This is a genomic window from Paenibacillus sp. CFBP 13594 (genome assembly GCF_014842675.1).
Lineage (GTDB): Bacteria > Bacillota > Bacilli > Paenibacillales > Paenibacillaceae > Paenibacillus > Paenibacillus amylolyticus_B.
This window is the reverse complement of sequence record NZ_JACYVQ010000002.1, coordinates 662,965-680,354: the sequence shown is the minus strand read 5'-3', so window position 1 is coordinate 680,354 and position 17,390 is coordinate 662,965. Positions and strand designations below refer to the sequence as shown.

Annotated in this window: 16 protein-coding genes; 14 read left to right on the top strand and 2 right to left on the bottom strand. The window is 47.8% G+C overall.

Annotated elements, in window-relative coordinates; genetic code table 11:
* Window positions 1–84: 84 nt before the first annotated feature.
* Complete coding sequence (locus tag IFU39_RS10480; RefSeq protein WP_091017554.1) at window positions 85–1,296, bottom strand: MFS transporter; 1,212 nt, start codon at window positions 1,294–1,296, stop codon at window positions 85–87.
* Window positions 1,297–1,500: 204 nt separating this feature from the next.
* Here IFU39_RS10480 and hemE point away from each other — a divergent pair, with 204 nt between their 5' ends.
* The 6 genes from hemE to IFU39_RS10450 all read left to right on the top strand — a co-directional run bounded on the left by hemE (window position 1,501) and on the right by IFU39_RS10450 (window position 7,985).
* A complete protein-coding gene (hemE, locus tag IFU39_RS10475) occupies window positions 1,501–2,565 on the top strand; it encodes a uroporphyrinogen decarboxylase (RefSeq protein WP_074094433.1) in 1,065 nt (354 codons plus the stop codon).
* Window positions 2,558–3,508 carry a ferrochelatase gene (gene hemH / locus IFU39_RS10470; RefSeq protein ID WP_036609705.1) on the top strand — a complete coding sequence of 317 codons (951 nt, stop codon included), beginning with the start codon at window positions 2,558–2,560 and terminating at the stop codon, window positions 3,506–3,508. Before hemE ends, hemH begins: the two co-directional genes overlap by 8 nt.
* Window positions 3,508–4,932 (top strand): protoporphyrinogen oxidase, encoded by a 1,425-nt coding sequence (gene hemY / locus IFU39_RS10465; RefSeq protein ID WP_091017551.1) that lies wholly within the window; start codon window positions 3,508–3,510, stop codon window positions 4,930–4,932. The genes hemH and hemY overlap by 1 nt, the downstream gene beginning before the upstream one ends.
* A gap of 181 nt (window positions 4,933–5,113) precedes the next feature.
* Window positions 5,114–6,529 (top strand): CapA family protein, encoded by a 1,416-nt coding sequence (locus IFU39_RS10460; RefSeq protein WP_091017549.1) that lies wholly within the window; start codon window positions 5,114–5,116, stop codon window positions 6,527–6,529.
* 24 nt (window positions 6,530–6,553) lie between these two features.
* The gene (locus tag IFU39_RS10455; protein WP_091017547.1) at window positions 6,554–7,306 is read left to right on the top strand and encodes a glycerophosphodiester phosphodiesterase; all 753 of its coding nucleotides are present in this window, start codon (window positions 6,554–6,556) and stop codon (window positions 7,304–7,306) included.
* Window positions 7,307–7,352: 46 nt separating this feature from the next.
* On the top strand, window positions 7,353–7,985 hold the full coding sequence (locus tag IFU39_RS10450) for a fumarylacetoacetate hydrolase family protein (protein ID WP_105598105.1): 633 nt from the start codon (window positions 7,353–7,355) through the stop codon (window positions 7,983–7,985).
* Between the two features lie 123 nt (window positions 7,986–8,108).
* Here the strand turns inward: IFU39_RS10450 and IFU39_RS10445 are convergent, their stop codons facing one another.
* Complete coding sequence (locus tag IFU39_RS10445) at window positions 8,109–8,516, bottom strand: hypothetical protein (protein ID WP_105598106.1); 408 nt, start codon at window positions 8,514–8,516, stop codon at window positions 8,109–8,111.
* A gap of 384 nt (window positions 8,517–8,900) precedes the next feature.
* Between IFU39_RS10445 and IFU39_RS10440 the strand changes: the two genes are divergently transcribed.
* The 8 genes from IFU39_RS10440 to IFU39_RS10405 all read left to right on the top strand — a co-directional run bounded on the left by IFU39_RS10440 (window position 8,901) and on the right by IFU39_RS10405 (window position 17,250).
* The gene (locus IFU39_RS10440) at window positions 8,901–9,458 is read left to right on the top strand and encodes a MarR family winged helix-turn-helix transcriptional regulator (RefSeq protein ID WP_105598107.1); all 558 of its coding nucleotides are present in this window, start codon (window positions 8,901–8,903) and stop codon (window positions 9,456–9,458) included.
* Between the two features lie 59 nt (window positions 9,459–9,517).
* Window positions 9,518–10,966, top strand: a complete 1,449-nt coding sequence (locus IFU39_RS10435) for an aryl-sulfate sulfotransferase (protein ID WP_105598108.1) — start codon at window positions 9,518–9,520, stop codon at window positions 10,964–10,966.
* 12 nt (window positions 10,967–10,978) lie between these two features.
* Window positions 10,979–12,034 carry an ABC transporter substrate-binding protein gene (locus tag IFU39_RS10430; RefSeq protein ID WP_105598109.1) on the top strand — a complete coding sequence of 352 codons (1,056 nt, stop codon included), beginning with the start codon at window positions 10,979–10,981 and terminating at the stop codon, window positions 12,032–12,034.
* A 27-nt stretch (window positions 12,035–12,061) separates the two neighbouring features.
* On the top strand, window positions 12,062–12,838 hold the full coding sequence (locus IFU39_RS10425) for an ABC transporter ATP-binding protein (protein ID WP_074094443.1): 777 nt from the start codon (window positions 12,062–12,064) through the stop codon (window positions 12,836–12,838).
* Between the two features lie 17 nt (window positions 12,839–12,855).
* Window positions 12,856–13,629: an ABC transporter permease gene (locus IFU39_RS10420; protein WP_091017536.1), complete on the top strand. Its 774-nt coding sequence runs from the start codon at window positions 12,856–12,858 to the stop codon at window positions 13,627–13,629.
* Window positions 13,630–13,857: 228 nt separating this feature from the next.
* Window positions 13,858–14,667, top strand: a complete 810-nt coding sequence (locus tag IFU39_RS10415) for a DUF92 domain-containing protein (RefSeq protein WP_105598110.1) — start codon at window positions 13,858–13,860, stop codon at window positions 14,665–14,667.
* A 12-nt stretch (window positions 14,668–14,679) separates the two neighbouring features.
* The gene (locus tag IFU39_RS10410) at window positions 14,680–15,258 is read left to right on the top strand and encodes a TetR/AcrR family transcriptional regulator (RefSeq protein WP_017689402.1); all 579 of its coding nucleotides are present in this window, start codon (window positions 14,680–14,682) and stop codon (window positions 15,256–15,258) included.
* Window positions 15,259–15,318: 60 nt separating this feature from the next.
* Window positions 15,319–17,250 carry an ABC-F family ATP-binding cassette domain-containing protein gene (locus IFU39_RS10405; RefSeq protein WP_105598111.1) on the top strand — a complete coding sequence of 644 codons (1,932 nt, stop codon included), beginning with the start codon at window positions 15,319–15,321 and terminating at the stop codon, window positions 17,248–17,250.
* The last annotated feature ends 140 nt before the right edge of the window (window positions 17,251–17,390 follow it).

Here is a 17,390-nt window from a genome sequence, read left to right as displayed (position 1 = left end):
GACAAAAGCCGCTCTCAGGCCAATTAGGCGCTGGAAGCGGCTTTTTCAAATGGAAAAGTAAGATGGACTAAAATGGATAGGGAATCAGGATTCCCGAATAGAAGCAGGTTTGTTATACAATTTGAATCGGACCCAAACCATATTAAGCAGCAGCAGTCCGCCAGAGACGATAAACAGACCTTCGATCCCGATGAATCCTGCCATAAAACCTCCAATGATCGCTCCAAGCATGTTGCCTAACGCAAGGGTACTCGTATTAAAACTGAATGCACGGCTGATCATGCTATCGGATGTATAGGAACGGATCAAGGCATTAACGCTCGGAAGCAGGCCACCCATGAATACACCCATCATGAAACGAACAACAATGAGCTGCCACACGGTCTGAACAAATGCCTGCGGAATAAGCATGAGTCCTGTTCCAATGAGTGAGAACGTAAGTACCTTGTGAGGACCAATCCGGTCACTCAGCTTCCCGAGAATCGGAGACATAGCCATATTGGATAGTCCCGTAACTGCACCGACCATTCCTGCCCAGAAGGCCACATTTACATCCGAAGCATGCAATTTTTGCACATACAGCGGCAAGAGTGACATGGGGCTGATCATTGCAAACTGCAACAGGAACGTCACAGCAAACAGTGCGGGCAGTTGAGGTGACTTGTTCAATTCCTTCAGACCGGACAATACGGATTGTGCCGGCAGTTTGGCTGCTTCTTGACGGTCAAACTTCTCTCTCACCAGGAACATGGCGAGCATGGAAGCAACAAAGATCAGTCCACCTGTAATGTAGAAAATGGGGCGGAAGCCTACCGCATCCGCTAACAAGCCACCAATGAGTGGACCCAGAATTGTGCCGGCAACCTGCCCGGACTGACTGATTCCCATAGCGAAACCCATGCGGTCTTTCGGCGTGGTACCCGATATCAGTGCAACAGCCGCAGGATTGAACCCGGAGATTGTACCGTTAAGCAAACGCAATAAGAGAAGCTGCCAGGGATTCTGTGCCAGACCCATAAGGGCAATTACGATGGCCATCCCGAATCCCGAACGAAGCAGCATAACTTTACGACCATACTTGTCCGATAACTTACCCCACAGCGGTTGAAACAAAAATGAGGTGAGGAAATTGGCTGCAAAAATAAATCCCGCCCAAATGCCAATTTCATGTTCGCCAACAACGCCAAGATCTCTTGCGAGATAAAGAGACAAAAATGGGGTAATCATGGTCATGCCCGAATTGACCAAAAATTGTCCGAACCAAAGCACAATGAGGTTTACTTTCCACGTTTTCAAAGTGCTTTCACTTCCTTTCAAAGATATTTCTGTAATTCTCAAAAAAACACCATTCTTTCATTATAACATAATTGGCATATGAGGGATGGGTGTAAGGAATGTCATAGTATTGTCACGTAGAACGCATCTGCATGTGGTTGTTACGGCTGTTTAAAAAGGGCATAATGGTAATTATGAGTCCAAAAACTATTGGAGGCTTCTTACATGAGCTATAATGATCGACTGATTCGGGCAAGTTTCAAACAACAGGTAGACCGTGTCCCGGTATGGTACATGCGTCAAGCTGGACGTTACGATCCTGAATATCGCAAAATTAAAGAAAAGTACTCCTTGCTAGAAATCTGCAAACAACCCGAGCTGGCGGCTGAAGTTACACTTATGCCGGTACGCAAACTTGGTGTAGATGCGGCTATTTTGTATTCCGATATTATGAATCCGGTTGCCTCTCTGGGCATTGATTTTGACATTGTAAAAAATATTGGTCCAGTTATTGATAATCCTATTCGGTCTGCTGCAGATGTGGATCGGCTACGTCCCATCGACGTAGAAGGAGATCTGTCACATATTCTGGAAACCATTCGAATTCTGGATAAGGAGCTTGATGTGCCTCTTATTACGTTTGCGGGCGCACCATTCACGATTGCGAGTTATCTGATTGAAGGCCGACCTTCGAAAGGTTATATCCGCACCAAAACGATGATGTACAGCGAGCCTGAGGTGTGGCACAAGCTGATGCAGAAGCTTGGTGATATGGTTATTACATATGTCCGTGCGCATATTGCGAATGGCGGTAAGGCATTTCAGTTGTTTGACAGCTGGGTTGGAGCACTTTCTCCCAAAGACTTCAGAACATATGTGTTGCCTACGATTACCCGTATCTTTACCGAATTATCGGATTTGAATGTACCGAAGATTTATTTCCCTGGTGTTGCATCCGGTGAGTTGTTGCCAGCACTGCATAATCTGCAAGCCGATGTGATTGGACTGGACTGGAGAGTATCCATTTCGGAAGGGCGTCAACGTCTTGGTGGCAAGTTTGCAGTACAGGGTAACCTGGACCCATATTTGCTGACTGCCCCAATGGAACTGATTAAAGAGCAAGCCAAAGTGATTATTGACGAAGGAATCAAGGAGCCGGGATATATTTTCAACCTCGGACACGGATTATTTCCTGAAGCATCGCTAGAGAAGCTCAGAGAACTAACGGCGTATATTCATGAATATTCTGCCGAAGCAATGAAGACTGGAGTGACGGTAACCAATGACTAATACTGTAGGTGTACTGGTGATGTCGTATGGCACACCAGAAAATATGGAGAGTGTTGAAGCGTATTACACACATATCCGCAGAGGACGTCCGCCTGAACCGGAGCAATTGAAGGAACTGACGGATCGTTATGAAGCGATTGTTGGCGGTGTGTTCCCCCTTCGGGAGAACACAGACAATCAGGTCAAGGCCCTTCAAGAGACATTAAACCGCGATGAGCGTGGCACTGATGTGGAATTCCGTTGTTATCAAGGACTGAAGCATGCTTATCCGTTTATTGAGGATGGCGTGGAGCAGATGGCGAAGGATGGAATTCAGACAGCGATTGGTATTGTACTGGCTCCTCACTTTTCCACGATGAGTGTAGGCAGTTATATCAAACGTGCGCGTGAAAAAGCAGAAGAGCTGGGCGTTCATATGTCCTTTATTGAGAGTTATCATCTGCATCCGAAGTTAATCCAGGCGTTGTCCACACGTGTCAGTGCCAAGTTGGATGCGTTCGAAGAAGCTGGAGCAAAACGCGGAGATGTGAAGGTGTTGTTTAGTGCGCACAGTCTGCCGGCACGTATTGTGGAGATGGGTGATCCATACCCGCAACAATTGCTGGAAACTTCGGAAGTGATTGCCTCACGTGTAGGCATAACCAATTGGCAATTTACGTGGCAGAGTGCCGGACGAACAGCTGAGCCTTGGCTTGGACCGGATATTCTGGATACGTTACAGGAGCTTTCTCGTGAACAGGTAGAGGATGTACTTGTGGCACCAATCGGGTTTGTCTCGGATCATCTCGAAGTACTCTATGATCTCGATATTGAGGCCAAATCGATTGCCAAAGAAATTGATATGCGCCTGATGCGTATTGATTCTCTCAATAGCGATCCTCTATACATGGAGACATTAAGCGACGTTATTATAAGCCAATGGCAGCAAGGGTCGGATGAGTAATGGGTGATAAGAAACGCCGTGTTGTTGTCGTCGGCGGTGGCCTTACCGGCCTCAGCGCGGCATTTTATATCCGCAAGCATTACCGGGAAGCGGGCGTTGAACCCGTGATTACTTTGGTTGAGAAAAGTTCGTCCATGGGAGGCATGATTGAGACACTGCACCGGGATGGATTTGTGATTGAAAAAGGGCCCGATTCCTTCCTGGCTCGCAAAACAGCAATGATTGATCTTGCCAAAGAATTGGAGATCGATCATGAGCTGGTCAGTCAGAATCCGGAGTCGAAGAAAACGTATATCATGCAACGTGGCAAGCTTCATCCTATGCCAGCAGGACTTGTTCTCGGTATCCCGACAGAACTAAGACCATTCCTGAGAAGTGGTCTGGTCTCTCCGGCAGGCAAACTGCGGGCGTTGATGGATTTTGTCATCCCGCCACGTCGTACAACAGAGGATGAATCGCTCGGTTATATGATTGAACGTCGTCTTGGAGCAGAAGTGCTGGAGAACTTGACGGAACCACTGCTCGCAGGAATCTATGCAGGTGATATGCGGCGATTGAGCCTCCAGGCTACCTTCCCGCAGTTCGGCGAAGTAGAGCGCGATTACGGCAGCTTGATTCGGGGCATGATGACTGGCCGGAAACCGGCTGAGACGCATACCGGAACCAAACGGAGCGCTTTTCTGAACTTTCGTCAGGGACTGCAGAGTCTTGTTCATGCACTCGTCCATGAGTTGCAGGATGTGGATCAACGTCTGAACACCGCGGTGAAGTCACTGCAACGTCTTGATGGCACGCAGACCAGATATCATGTTGAGCTGGAAAATGGTGAAATGCTTGAAGCGGATGATGTAGTGGTTACTGTGCCGACATATGTCGCGTCAGATCTGTTGAAGCCTCATGTGGATACAGCGGCACTGGATGCGATTAACTATGTATCTGTGGCCAATGTAGTGCTCGCTTTTGAGAAAAAAGAGGTGGAGCATGTATTCGACGGATCGGGTTTCCTCGTTCCGCGGAAAGAGGGTCGGAATATTACGGCTTGTACGTGGACATCGACCAAATGGCTGCATACCAGCCCGGACGATAAAGTACTGCTCCGCTGTTATGTCGGTCGCTCGGGTGACGAACAGAACGTAGAGCTTCCAGACGAAGCGTTGACGGATCTGGTTCTCAAAGATTTGAGAGAGACGATGGGTATCGAAGCGGTGCCGATCTTCTCCGAGATTACAAGGCTTCGTAAATCCATGCCTCAGTATCCGGTGGGACACCTCCAACATATTGCTTCCCTGCGTGAGGAACTTGGCAGCAAGTTACCGGGTGTGTACATTGCAGGTGCAGGTTATGAGGGCGTAGGCTTGCCGGATTGCATCAAACAAGCGAAGGAAATGTCTATTTTGGCAACACAGGCGCTTGTAGCAGATTAAGTACAGCAAGAGAGCTGTCTCACCGTAGAATTATCTACTGGAGAGATGGCTTTTTTCATATGAAGATCTAGAAGCTAAGCGAGTTAATCCCCTTTCAATCGATGCAGTTCCAAGGAAAGATGGAAATCCAGAATATGCCTGATATAATGGTATGTATGGCTGTGAAGAAGAGGAGTTGCTTATGTATCCCCCAAGATCAGATCGAAGTGTAGAGAGAAAAAAAAGAAAGCGCACCCGTGATAGAATCATCTGGACAATTAATCTTTTATTGATCATGACAATTGGTCTGGTGGGCATTTTTTATGTGATTAACACACGTCAGCAACAGGCAGACCAGCCGGTGAAGCAGCAAATTGTTGATCAGGATCAGCCTTCCATTGGAGACGATGCCAAAGGCGGGGATCAAGTAAGTTCTCCAGACTCGGAGGAGTCTGATGAGACTCCGGAAGAAGACGCCGAAGCAACGAATGAAGAAACAACAGCAGATGCAGGTGAGCCATCTGGCGTAGCGACCCCAGACACTTCAGGCAATACCAATAGTGAGAAATCAGAATCCGGAACGAAAAAACCTGCGGCAACTTCGACTCCGTCCGGCACCAAGGGAAATGCAGGTGCGGATAAGGAAACAGGGGCATCGAAACCTACCAATTCAGCGAAGGATGTCACGATTAACTTTGTTGGCGATATTCAATTCTCGGGCAAAGTTGCTGAATTGCTGGATAAGAACGGTTATGACTATCCCTTTGTCAAACTCGGCAGATTATTCAAGGATGATGATCTTACCATCGGCAACTTGGAGACTCCGATAACCCAAGGTGGTACTGGTGCAGCTGACAAAACGTATGTATACAAATCTTCGCCCAAAGCATTGGCGGCAATGGCCTCTGCGGGTTTTGATGCTGTCAATTTGGCTAACAATCATATTCTGGATCAGGGTGTAGAGGGTTTGGTAGATACGTTAACCTATCTCAAGGAATATGGCATAGCTCACACTGGGGCCGGTATGAACAGGGATGAAGCCTATGCACCAGCGTATCTGGAACGCAAAGGCATGAAGATTGCATTGCTTGGGTTCTCCCGTGTTGTACCGGAAACGAGTTGGAAGGCTGAGGGCAATCGGGCTGGCGTGGCTGAAGCCTATGATTCCACAGGAGCGGTCAAAGCGATCCAGGAGGCCCGTAAGAAGGCTGATCTGGTAATCGTGGTTGCTCACTGGGGCGAGGAACGTGTAAGTACTCCGAACAGTGACCAGACCCGATTGGCTCATGAGTTTGTCGATGCCGGCGCAGATCTGGTCATAGGTGGTCATCCTCATGTGTTGCAAGGGTTGGAGTATTATAAGGGGAAATGGATTGCATACAGTACGGGGAATTTCATTTTCTCCAGATCAACAACCGAAGAGACATGGAAAACGGCGGTATTTCAGGCACGCTGTAGTGCTGATGCAGCTTGCAGCATGAAAGTCATCCCTTATGAGGCCGGGCTTGGTCAGGCCATTCCAATGATTGATGAGGCAAACAAACTGCTGCTGCAACAGATGGCAAAGCTCTCGCCAGGCATTCGATATGATGGAAATGGAGTCGCTTCGCCAAATTAATAACCTTTTTGAGGAGGGAATCGAATGAACAACCTTTGTGTAGCGCACCGTGGATTTTCTTCTATTGCACCAGAGAATACGATGGCTGCGTTTCTAATGGCCATGGAACGGCCTGAAGTTCAGTGGATGGAGCTGGATGTGCAGTTGTCGCGTGATGGTGTGCCAGTAATCATTCATGATTTTACAGTGGATCGCACCACGAATGGAAAGGGTCTGGTTCGGGAAACCGATTGGGCAGATCTGCAACGTTTGGATGCCGGAGCATGGAAAAACAAGTCTTACAAAGGCGAACGCATTCCGGCGCTAAGTGAATTGTTAGATCGCTCGTGCGGCAGAGTACGTTTGAACATTGAACTGAAAACGCAGGGAGACATGTACCCGGGTCTGCCTGCGGCTGTTATACATGAAGTGAGAAAAAGACATATGCAAAATGATGTTGTAATCACCTCATTTGAACCAGCCGCTCTGATCGAAGTGAAGAAACTTGCACCGGAGATCCAGACGGGGCTGATTATCGATGCACGACCAGGTGATCTGTTAACTGCCCTGCAGCAGATGAATTGTACATTTCTCTCGATTGGATACACCAATGTAGACAAATCCTTAATGAACGATATGCGGAGTGCAGGCATTCGGGTGATGGCTTGGACAGTAGATGACAAGACCATTATGAAGAAACTGGCCGCAGTTGATCCAGAACTCATGTTATGTACGAACCGTCCTGACGTATGGGAGCTGGCATTTCAGGAGACGAGCAGCCGATTCTTCAGACCGTAATTACCCTAAATGCACTATTGAATCCAATAAAGGTGGTAATATACCCATGTTGACTAACATTCGCAACGTATACTGTGTAGGACGCAATTATAAACTTCATGCGGAAGAATTGGGCAACGCGGTTCCGGATGAACCAATGATCTTTATGAAACCTTCTCATGCAGTCGTGCCCCTGAGTGGTGAAACGCTTGAATTGCCTGCTACCAAGGGTGAAGTTCACTATGAAGCTGAGCTTGTCGTGCAGATCGGCCGGGGTTATGAGCCAGGTATGGCGGTAGATGAGCTGGTGGATGCGTATGCGTTTGGTATTGATTTTACGTTACGTGACGTACAGTCCGTGATTAAGAAAAAGGGCCACCCTTGGACAGCGGCCAAAGGATTCAAAAATTCGGCTCCGGTTACTGCATTTCAGGCGTTCCCGGGGGCGGCAGCTTTACTTGAGAAAGACTTTACATTGACCAAAAATGGTGAGGAAGTCCAGCGTGGTAACATTCGTAACATGATCTTCAGTTTACAAGATATTGTGGATTATGTAGGTCACCATTACGGCCTGGGGCCGGGCGATGTCATTTTTACAGGAACACCGGAAGGTGTTGGACCAACTCAAGCAGGAGATGTGCTCGAACTGGCATGGGACGGCGAATCCTTGGGTACATGCACGATTGGGGCAGCGCAGTAAGGATTACACATCATACCTGCTTGAGAAGAATAGGGTACAAGAAAGGGGCGTGCATACGCTCCTTTTTGCTGTGTTATCGCGGATCTATGGTTTATACCTTCATCGTACGGATACGCTACTAAGTTACGCCAAGCTGTATGTTGTATTTGCGCTCTGTGTGACCAACTCTTCCAGTTCGGTTTGTTGTGCAGCATGTTGCTCCGAGCTGATACTTCCATTTGCGAGTCGCTCATCCAACTGCTCCCTGAGCTGCCTTACTTGTATAGCAATGACCTCATCCAAATTCCCGTTGTTTTCTTCCGTAATCGTCCTCAGTGATTTGCCGTTATACAGCTCCTGATACAGATGCTCTTCTGAAGGCTGATTCAGAGCGCTGAGTAGCTCGTCACTGCTTCCCTCATGAGTATCCAGGTCAACGATGGACCATTTAGCAGTAGGTATGGGGGAGATGGCGGATTGGCCCCATGCTGTTCCAGCGAAGGACATGGTGACAATCATTGTGCCTATAATAATGACTCTTTTCATGTTCATATGGATAATCCTCATTTCTGTAGTTGAGTACGAACTGAATCGTAACTTGTCGTTGATGTAGTTGTAGATGTTTCGATCTGAGAATAGTGTAAACGGGAAACCTGAAGTGAAACTTAAAACAGGATAAGTAATTTAGCCCGACAGAGAACGACCGTAAAAGAAGATCACTAATATAATTCGCACTTGACAGGTTGGGTTAGTTGGTTATATGATGATCTCAATTATTTTAATACTTATTAAATGAACAGTGAACTAATTTGAATTGAAAAATAAATCGAGCTGATTGGACCACCAAAGGCTCCCGGGACTACTCCACTATGGAATGTCCGCGGGGGCCTTTTTTTGTTCGCTGTTGAAGTTTCAAACGATCAAGGAGGTTATGGAATGAGTGATAGGGACTGGGAAGCGTTGGAGCGGACGGATTGGTTATTTCGCAAAATGGTCAGACGATTCGTCAAGGAGCGGGATCGCATCTCTGTAGAAGGCATCAGCCTGCCGGGTATGCTTATCCTGCACAAGATCATTCGTGAGGGAGAACAGCGGCTTGGAGATCTGGCAGAACAGTTGGACTTCACATCGGGTGCCATTACAGCTCTGACCGATAAGTTGGAGAAAAAGGGACTCACCATCCGCAGACGAAAGGAAGACGACCGCCGGACGGTTTTGCTGGACATCACATCCAGCGGGCGGGAGATGTATGCGAGAAACAGCAATATCGGTGCCCGATGTATCACGCTTCTGTTTGAGGGGTTTACGAGTGAGGAACTGGAGCAGCAAAGTCGATTCTACGAGCGGGTAGTAGCGAATCTGGAGGGATTCTCGGACACGGTGCTGGAATTGGCGGAGAACAACGGGATACAAGAACATGATCGGTCCTCCACAATTAACCTTGAGCAGAAGCAGCGGGACAATACCGGGAAGAGTAACTATCTCAGTTATTGAGGTTGGGTCACAGTAACGACATTTGATATACCACAAACATTCTAGGGGAGAGATGGTCAATGGGACACTCAACAATATATCCAACTGGAGCGACGTTATACAATCCGGACAAAGCTTGGGGCGGTTATACCGTTTATCAGGCAGGTGAGGAAGGCGTAGTGTTGATCGATATGAATGGCAAGGAGGTTCACCTGTGGAAAGGATTATTAGGTTTTCCGGCCAAAATATTACCTGGCGGCTACGTGCTGGGCAGTACAGGTCGGAGAGATCCGAAGTTCGGTATTCAGGATAATGTCGATCTGGTTCAGGTGGATTGGGACGGCAACATTGTATGGAAATACAATAGCTACGAACACATCGAAGATCCGGGGTATGAGCCACTATGGTATGCCCGCCAGCATCATGATTATCAGCGTGAGGGTAATCCGGTAGGTTATTATGCACCTGGGCTTGCACCGAAGACGAAGAGTGGTAAAACACTTATCCTGGCTCACAAAAATGTGAGTAACCCGCAAATTTCAGATAAGCCATTGCTTGATGACGCCATTATTGAAGTGGATTGGGAGGGGAAGGTACTTTGGGAATGGCTGCCTAACGAGCACTTTGAAGAATTAGGTTTTGATGAAGCGGCTCGAAATGTTCTGTTCCGTGATCCGAATACACGTTCTTTCGGTCATTTGGGTGGTGGTGTGGGTGACTGGTTACATATTAATTCTGCTTCTTATGTTGGACCCAACCGCTTCTATGAAGACGGAGACGAACGGTTCCACCCCGACAATATTATCTGGGATGCAAGAGAGGCCAATATAATCGCTATTACAGACAGGCAGAGCGGAAAAATCGTATGGAGACTGGGCCCCGACTATACTTCAACTGAAGCGAAGCACATTGGCACAATTATCGGGCAGCATCATGCACATATCATTCCTCAGGGCCTTCCTGGAGAAGGGAACTTGCTTGTATTCGACAATGGCGGCTGGGCAGGTTACGGCCTTCCGAATCCGGCTTCCCCATTTGGATTAAAACATGCGATTCGGGATCACTCTCGTGTGCTGGAGATTAACCCGGTCACTCTGGAGATTGTCTGGCAGTATACCTCGGCAGAAGCAGGTTTCTCGGTTCCGACGGATTCTTATAAATTTTATAGCCCATACATCAGTTCCGCCCAGCGTTTACCTAACGGCAACACCTTGATAACCGAAGGTTCCAATGGCAGATTGTTCGAAGTGACAGCGGAGCATGAGCTGGTCTGGGAGTATGTCTCCCCGTACACGGATGGGCGGAATACCAATATGGTCTATCGCTCGTATCGAGTTCCTTATCAGTGGGTTCCACAGTTGGAGAAACCGCAGGAAGTTGCCATCGAAGCCATTGATGTCTCCACCTACAGGGTACCGGGAGCAGCACCCAAAGGTTCTGCATCCATCGTGAGCGTAGAGACAACTCTTCCATTTGTGGAGGGTGCAGCCTGTGTGGCAACGTCGGATGAAGGCAAGTCGGGTGGTTAAGCGTCAAGAATCATGACTAGATCGAATGGGGTGTATATTGTGAGAGTACCATCCATAATTACCGGCGTATTGATATTATTCCTGGCTACGGCACTCATATTATCCGGATGCAGTTCAAACGCAGCAGGATCTGGAGCAAAAGACGCTACCGGCAAGAATACCGATAATGTAAAAATTCGAATTGCAGATACAAGTACGAACCCAACGTTCAGGGTAGCCATTGCAAAAGGTTTTTTTGAAAACCGGGGCATAGATGCAGAGAGTATTACGTTTGGCTCACCGGCTGAAGGTGTAAATGCACTATTTATCAAACAGGTTGATATTGCGTACGGGGCGGACTTCCCTGTATTGAATGCTCTGGCTAAAGGGGAATATTCAGTCATCGCTTCTGCAGGCCAGACTACGGATGAAGCGGCAGCCGCCTGGAAGCTGTATGCAAGGGATGATATTCAGAGTGGAGCAGATTTGAAAGGCAAGAAAGTGAGTTTCATTCGAGGCACATTTATTCCATATCTATGGGATGAATATTTGAAAGATCAGGGGGTGGCGCTGAGTGATGTGACGCAAATTGGTCAGGGGGCTTTTGATGAAGCCTACATCGCACTGAAACAGGGAGACCTTGATGCCGCTTGGGTCATAGGTTCCGCGTTAACCGATAAATTCGATGCACTCGAAGGAGTACATCAGCTGACGGATATGTCTCAGACGCCTATACGCCTTGGTATGGGACTGGTATCAAGTAATGAATTCATCCAGGCAAACCCTGAAAAGATAAGTGACTTCCTTGCTGCGCTGGATGAAGCATCCACGTATGCCCAAGCGCATCCTGAAGAGGTTGCCGATCTGATGTATCAAGAGACCAAACAGCCTAAAGATGCCACGTTGAAAGATCTTCCGATCAATCCATGGGAAGTTGGATTTACGCAGGCTGCTTATGATAGTTTGGCGGGTCAGAAGCAATATATGGTGGACATTGGAATCATCGAACAGGATTTTGATCTCGACACCAAACTCAATCTGACTTCTCTCCAGCAGGCGTTTCCGAAAAAAGTGACATATAGTAAATAATTCTTATTGAAATGGGAGGTGTCCGTTATGTCCTTACCTGCAACTCAGCATACCATTCATATTGAACAGCTTCGGAAAACGTATCATGCCCCGACCAATGGGGATGTACATTATATCATTAAGGATGTCGATCTGGTTATCAAGGGAGGGGAGTTCTTTGTCCTGCTTGGTCCCAGTGGGTGCGGGAAGTCAACGCTGCTGAATATGATCGCGGGTTTCATCTCCAAGTCAGGTGGACAGCTCAAGGTGGACAACAAGGAGATCGACAGACCGGGCAGGGATCGGGCAATGGTATTCCAGCAGGCGGATTCTTCTCTCTTTCCATGGCTAACTGTGAGGGAAAATGTTGAATTCGGACTTCGAATGTCCAAGGTCCCTAAGACACAACGACGTGAGATCTCTGATCGATACATCCAGCTTGTGGGACTGAGTGCTCATGAGGGGAAATTTCCGAAAGAGCTCTCGGGTGGCATGAAGCAGCGGGTTCAATTGGCTCGGGTACTTGCGAATGACTCGGCGATCTTGCTGATGGATGAGCCATTCGGTGCGCTGGACGCGATGACACGGCGGACGATGCAGAAGGAACTGGTGAATATTTGGAAAGAAACTCATAAGACCGTTATCTTTGTCACCCACGATATTCAGGAGGCGTTATTGCTTGGTGAGCGCATAGGCATTATGTCCGTAGGTCCGTCTTCGAATATAACGGATATTTACCACAATACGTTACCTTACCCGAGGAACATCGCCTCGTCTGAGTTCAACACCCTGTATGACCGAATTCAAGGCCACTTTGAAGAATAACTGAGGTGATATGTAAGATGAAATGGTTGGAGAAAAAATGGGTGTCTATCCCGCTTCTATGGGTAACGGTCATCTTAATTTGGCAACTTGGCGCCCTAATCTATGGGCCTGACGTAATCCCTGGTCCGTGGCACACGATCCTGGGAGCACGAGAACTGATAGCTGACGGTACGCTGATGGAGTATATCGGAATCAGCTTCACTCGTGTACTGGCGGGCTGGGTACTCGGAAGCATCATTGCTATTCCGGTAGGGCTGATTATTGGCAAGGTGCATATCATCCGGCTGTTCGCCGAGCCATTCCTTAACTTTATACGTTTTATCCCGCCGATCGCCTTTATTACCTTATTCCTGGTGTGGTTTGGTATTGGAGAGCAATCCAAGATCGCACTCATTATGTACGCAACCTTCTTCATAGTTGTGTTGAATACACTGACAGGTGTGCTCTCCGTCGAAGAGGACAAAATCCGGTCGGCCCGCAGTATGGGAGCCAATGAACGGCAGATTCTGCTGCATGTGATTGTTCCGGCGACAACCCCGTATATCTTCACGGGTGTGCGACTGGCGATGGGAACTTCGTATATGGCCATCATCGGTGCTGAGATGATTGCCTCGAATGAGGGAGTGGGTTACTTAATCTGGAATTCCAGACTCTTTTTCCGAACAGATTGGATCTTTGTCGGACTGATTTCCCTGGGTTTTATGGGATTCCTGACGGATCGATTGTTCAACTGGTTTGGTCGCAGAGTACTCTACCGATATGGGGTCATTGGCGGAGCGAAGAGGGTCTAAATTAGGACATAGGAACATTGAATTCCAGACGTTACTTGAAGAGGGGAGTTATCCTGTTTTAACGTTTGATCAATAACCTGTTTTGGTACTTCTACACGAGGCCAAAACAGGTTTTTTGTGTGCTGTCGTAAGGAGTTTCGGCATTGGGATCAAACCGTGGTATAATTGAATTTCAAAAATACAATAAACGTCATGCGGGCTGTACATACGCTGCATGCAGGAGACATTATGGATTGGATTATTGGCGCCGTATGCGCTTCTATGGTGGCAGGTGCTGCCTATGCGAAAAAGTCGCTAACCTTGTCTGGCTGCCTGGCAGCCATCATGATGGGAACGATATATTACGGAGCGGGTAACCTGTTCTGGTTTGGCACGTTATTGTTGTTTTTCATTACTTCAACGTTGCTCTCCAGGTTTCGTAAAGATCGGAAGCAGGAGCTGGAGAAATCCTATGCCAAGTCAGGAAATCGGGATGCAGGACAAGTGATGGCTAATGGTGGAATGGGTATGTTCCTATGTCTGGGATACTGGATATTTCCACATCCGGCATGGGTGTATGCTTTCATTGGTGTAATGGCTACCGTTACATCGGATACATGGGCAACCGAAATTGGGAGTCTCAGTCGCAAGCCGCCGCGCTCTGTGTTCACGTGGAAGGTACTTACGCCAGGTGCTTCAGGAGGTGTTTCACTTCTTGGCACCGTGGCTGCAGCCGTAGGCGGGGCTTTGATTGGTGCGGGAGCATTCTTGTTTTCCTGGATCGCCGGGATCGAAGGGTTTGGTCTGTTTAGTTGGACTTTTGTCGGTCTTGTAGGCGGGTTGGCAGGGGCTTTTGCTGATTCCTATCTGGGTGCAACGTTGCAGATGATGTATCGTTGTACGGTGTGTGGCCGTGAAGTTGAGGTACATGAACATTGTGGGCATCCAACGGTTCGGGCTCGTGGCTGGGCATGGATGAGTAACGACCTGGTGAACGTGCTTAGCTCAGTGATCGGCGGATGTGTGGCGATTGGTTTAGGTAACATTTTGGCGTTGTAAGGGGGAGTACATTTGAGCACGGTACAGGGAGACAAATCGGAGGCTATTTTGGATGCGGCCTATGGTATTTTTGGCTCGAAAGGTTTTTATGAGACGAAAATGTCTGATATAGCAGACGAAGCCGGCATCGCAAAAGGCACCATTTATTTATATTTCAAAAGCAAGGAACAATTATTTATCGCAGTATCCAAGCGGGACTGTAACAGCTTTATTAGCCGCCTGGAATATGCTTTGAACTCACATGAGAACACAGGTGATAAACTTGGAGCAATAGCCAAGACTCACCTTACGTATTATTATGAGCGCCGCAATCATACCAAGCTCTTTTTTATGGCACCCAATAATGATCCGGACCTGATGAAATTCATGAAGGCATTCATGAATCAATACATGAGTATGGTGTGTGAGGTATTGGAAAGTGCAAGTGTACCTGAGCCTGTATTGCTCGCTGAAGCCTACATTGGAATTCTGGACCGGCTGAAGATGGATATCATGTTAAATCCGGAGTTTAATGAGGAACATCTGAACAAACGAATTGCTTTTGCAGCAGCATTGTTTCTGGACGGATGCCGCTCTTTTTTACAAGTTTAAAGTTAGTGCGCGGATGTACGTAATGTTGAATATTAATTTACAGAGAAGTGGGTACGAGCAATGAACATAATGACGGTAGAGCAAATTGCAAAAAGTTATGGCGAAAAAATATTGTTCAAGGACGCTTCATTTGGCATGGCTGATCAGGACAAGATTGGTGTCGTTGGGGTAAATGGAACCGGTAAATCCACGTTTTTGCGTGTGATATCTGGCATGGAACCTGCAGATGCGGGACAGATCTCGATCGGTAATGATGTACGAATTCAGTTCCTGGCGCAAAATCCAGACTTCAATCCGGATAATACAGTACTGCAACAAGTATTCGAAGGTGACAGCCTGGAAATGAAGACCGTGCGAGAATATACGGAAACGATGGAATTATTGGAACTGAATTCGTCCGATCCAGCGTTGCAAGAGCGGTTATTACGTTTGAATCAGCAAATGGAGCAGCTTCAGCTCTGGCAGATGGAGAGTGAAGCGAAGAGCATTTTGTCCAAGCTGGGTATTCGTCAATTCGATGCACTGATGGGCACATTGTCTGGCGGACAACGCAAAAGGGTAGCACTTGCTGCTGCACTAATTCATCCTTGTGAACTGCTCATTCTGGATGAGCCGACGAACCATATTGATAATGATTCGGTCGTATGGCTCGAGCAGTACTTGCAGAAGCGCCGCGGTGCACTGCTTATGATTACGCATGATCGGTATTTCCTGGATCGTGTGGCGAATGTCATGCTGGAATTGGATCATGGACGTTTGTTCCGGTATGAAGCCAACTATACACGCTTTCTGGAACTGAAAGCGGAGCGTGAAGAACGGGAAGCCTCTTCCGAACAGAAGCGTAAGAACTTGCTTCGGACAGAGCTTGCATGGATTCGTCGTGGTGCCAAGGCACGGACGACGAAACAAAAAGCGAGAATTGATCGCTTCGAACAACTCAAAGACCAACAAGGAGTCCAGCGCTCGGGTTCATTGGAAGTATCGGTTGGCTCCACTCGTTTGGGTAAAAAGATTCTGGAGATCGAGCATCTTTCCAAATCCGTGGGTGGCCGCACGCTCATCGAAGATCTGAGTTATATTGCCGTACCTGGAGATCGGGTAGGGATTGTCGGACCGAACGGTAGTGGTAAGTCCACGTTGCTTCAGATGATATCTGGCAAGCTGGAACCTGATGCAGGTGTGGTTGACGTTGGTCCTACGGTCAATCTGGGTTATTTCACACAGGAACATCAGGAGATGGACGAATCTCTTCGTGTCATAGAGTATATTAAAGAAGTGGCCGAGAATGTGAAAACGGCCGATGGCTCTCTGATTACAGCATCCCAGATGCTGGAGCGGTTCCTGTTTACCCCGGCATCCCAGTGGACGCCAATCTCGCGTCTTTCTGGTGGAGAGAAGCGTCGCCTGTATCTGCTGCGTGTGCTGATGGCTGCGCCGAATGTATTGCTGCTGGATGAGCCGACGAATGATCTGGACATCCAGACACTCGCTGTACTGGAAGACTACCTGGATGATTTCCCCGGTGTTGTCTTTGTCGTATCCCATGATCGCTATTTCCTTGATCGTACTGTGGATAAAGTGCTGTCTTTTGAGGGCAACGGTGCTGTACGTGTACACGTCGGCGACTACAGTGAATATGCGGAATGGATGCTGAAAAATGCGCCTGGAGCTAATCAAGAGAGTGACACAGGAGCGGCGAAGGTGAAGCAGTCATCGGAGAAAGCGACGCCTGCAGTGTCAGCGGCCAAACCGAAGTTGAAATTTAGCTTCAAGGAGCAACGTGAATACGACCAGATTGATGAAAATATTGAGAAGGCTGAAGCCAATCTTGTCCGGATTAACAAAGAGATGGAAGAGTCATTTAGTGATTCTGCCCGTCTGCAGGAGTTGATGGCGGAGCAGGTTGAGGCTGAACGTCATCTGGATGAATTGATGGAACGCTGGACCGTTCTGAATGAACTTGCAGAGCAGATTGAGCAGAGCAAGTCTTAATTTATAACTAAACATCGCCCTTTCTTTCTATAGTGACTTTATGTCGCATTGGAGAAAAGGGCGATTTTTTTGTCTGCGAATTTGCGATTTTATGTGAAACGTTCTGTATGTTCATTACGTTGTATAAGTAAAGAATTCCA

Bases quoted from the DNA above. Each gene is read 5' to 3' on its own strand.
- hemE (WP_074094433.1), top strand. From the start codon at position 1,501: ATGAGCTATAATGATCGACTGATTCGGGCAAGTTTCAAACAACAGGTA.
- hemH (WP_036609705.1), top strand. From the start codon at position 2,558: ATGACTAATACTGTAGGTGTACTGGTGATGTCGTATGGCACACCAGAA.
- hemY (WP_091017551.1), top strand. From the start codon at position 3,508: ATGGGTGATAAGAAACGCCGTGTTGTTGTCGTCGGCGGTGGCCTTACC.
- IFU39_RS10460 (WP_091017549.1), top strand. From the start codon at position 5,114: ATGTATCCCCCAAGATCAGATCGAAGTGTAGAGAGAAAAAAAAGAAAG.
- IFU39_RS10455 (WP_091017547.1), top strand. From the start codon at position 6,554: ATGAACAACCTTTGTGTAGCGCACCGTGGATTTTCTTCTATTGCACCA.
- IFU39_RS10450 (WP_105598105.1), top strand. From the start codon at position 7,353: ATGTTGACTAACATTCGCAACGTATACTGTGTAGGACGCAATTATAAA.
- IFU39_RS10445 (WP_105598106.1), bottom strand. From the start codon at position 8,516: ATGAACATGAAAAGAGTCATTATTATAGGCACAATGATTGTCACCATG.
- IFU39_RS10440 (WP_105598107.1), top strand. From the start codon at position 8,901: ATGAGTGATAGGGACTGGGAAGCGTTGGAGCGGACGGATTGGTTATTT.
- IFU39_RS10435 (WP_105598108.1), top strand. From the start codon at position 9,518: ATGGGACACTCAACAATATATCCAACTGGAGCGACGTTATACAATCCG.
- IFU39_RS10430 (WP_105598109.1), top strand. From the start codon at position 10,979: ATGACTAGATCGAATGGGGTGTATATTGTGAGAGTACCATCCATAATT.
- IFU39_RS10425 (WP_074094443.1), top strand. From the start codon at position 12,062: ATGTCCTTACCTGCAACTCAGCATACCATTCATATTGAACAGCTTCGG.
- IFU39_RS10420 (WP_091017536.1), top strand. From the start codon at position 12,856: ATGAAATGGTTGGAGAAAAAATGGGTGTCTATCCCGCTTCTATGGGTA.
- IFU39_RS10415 (WP_105598110.1), top strand. From the start codon at position 13,858: ATGGATTGGATTATTGGCGCCGTATGCGCTTCTATGGTGGCAGGTGCT.
- IFU39_RS10405 (WP_105598111.1), top strand. From the start codon at position 15,319: ATGAACATAATGACGGTAGAGCAAATTGCAAAAAGTTATGGCGAAAAA.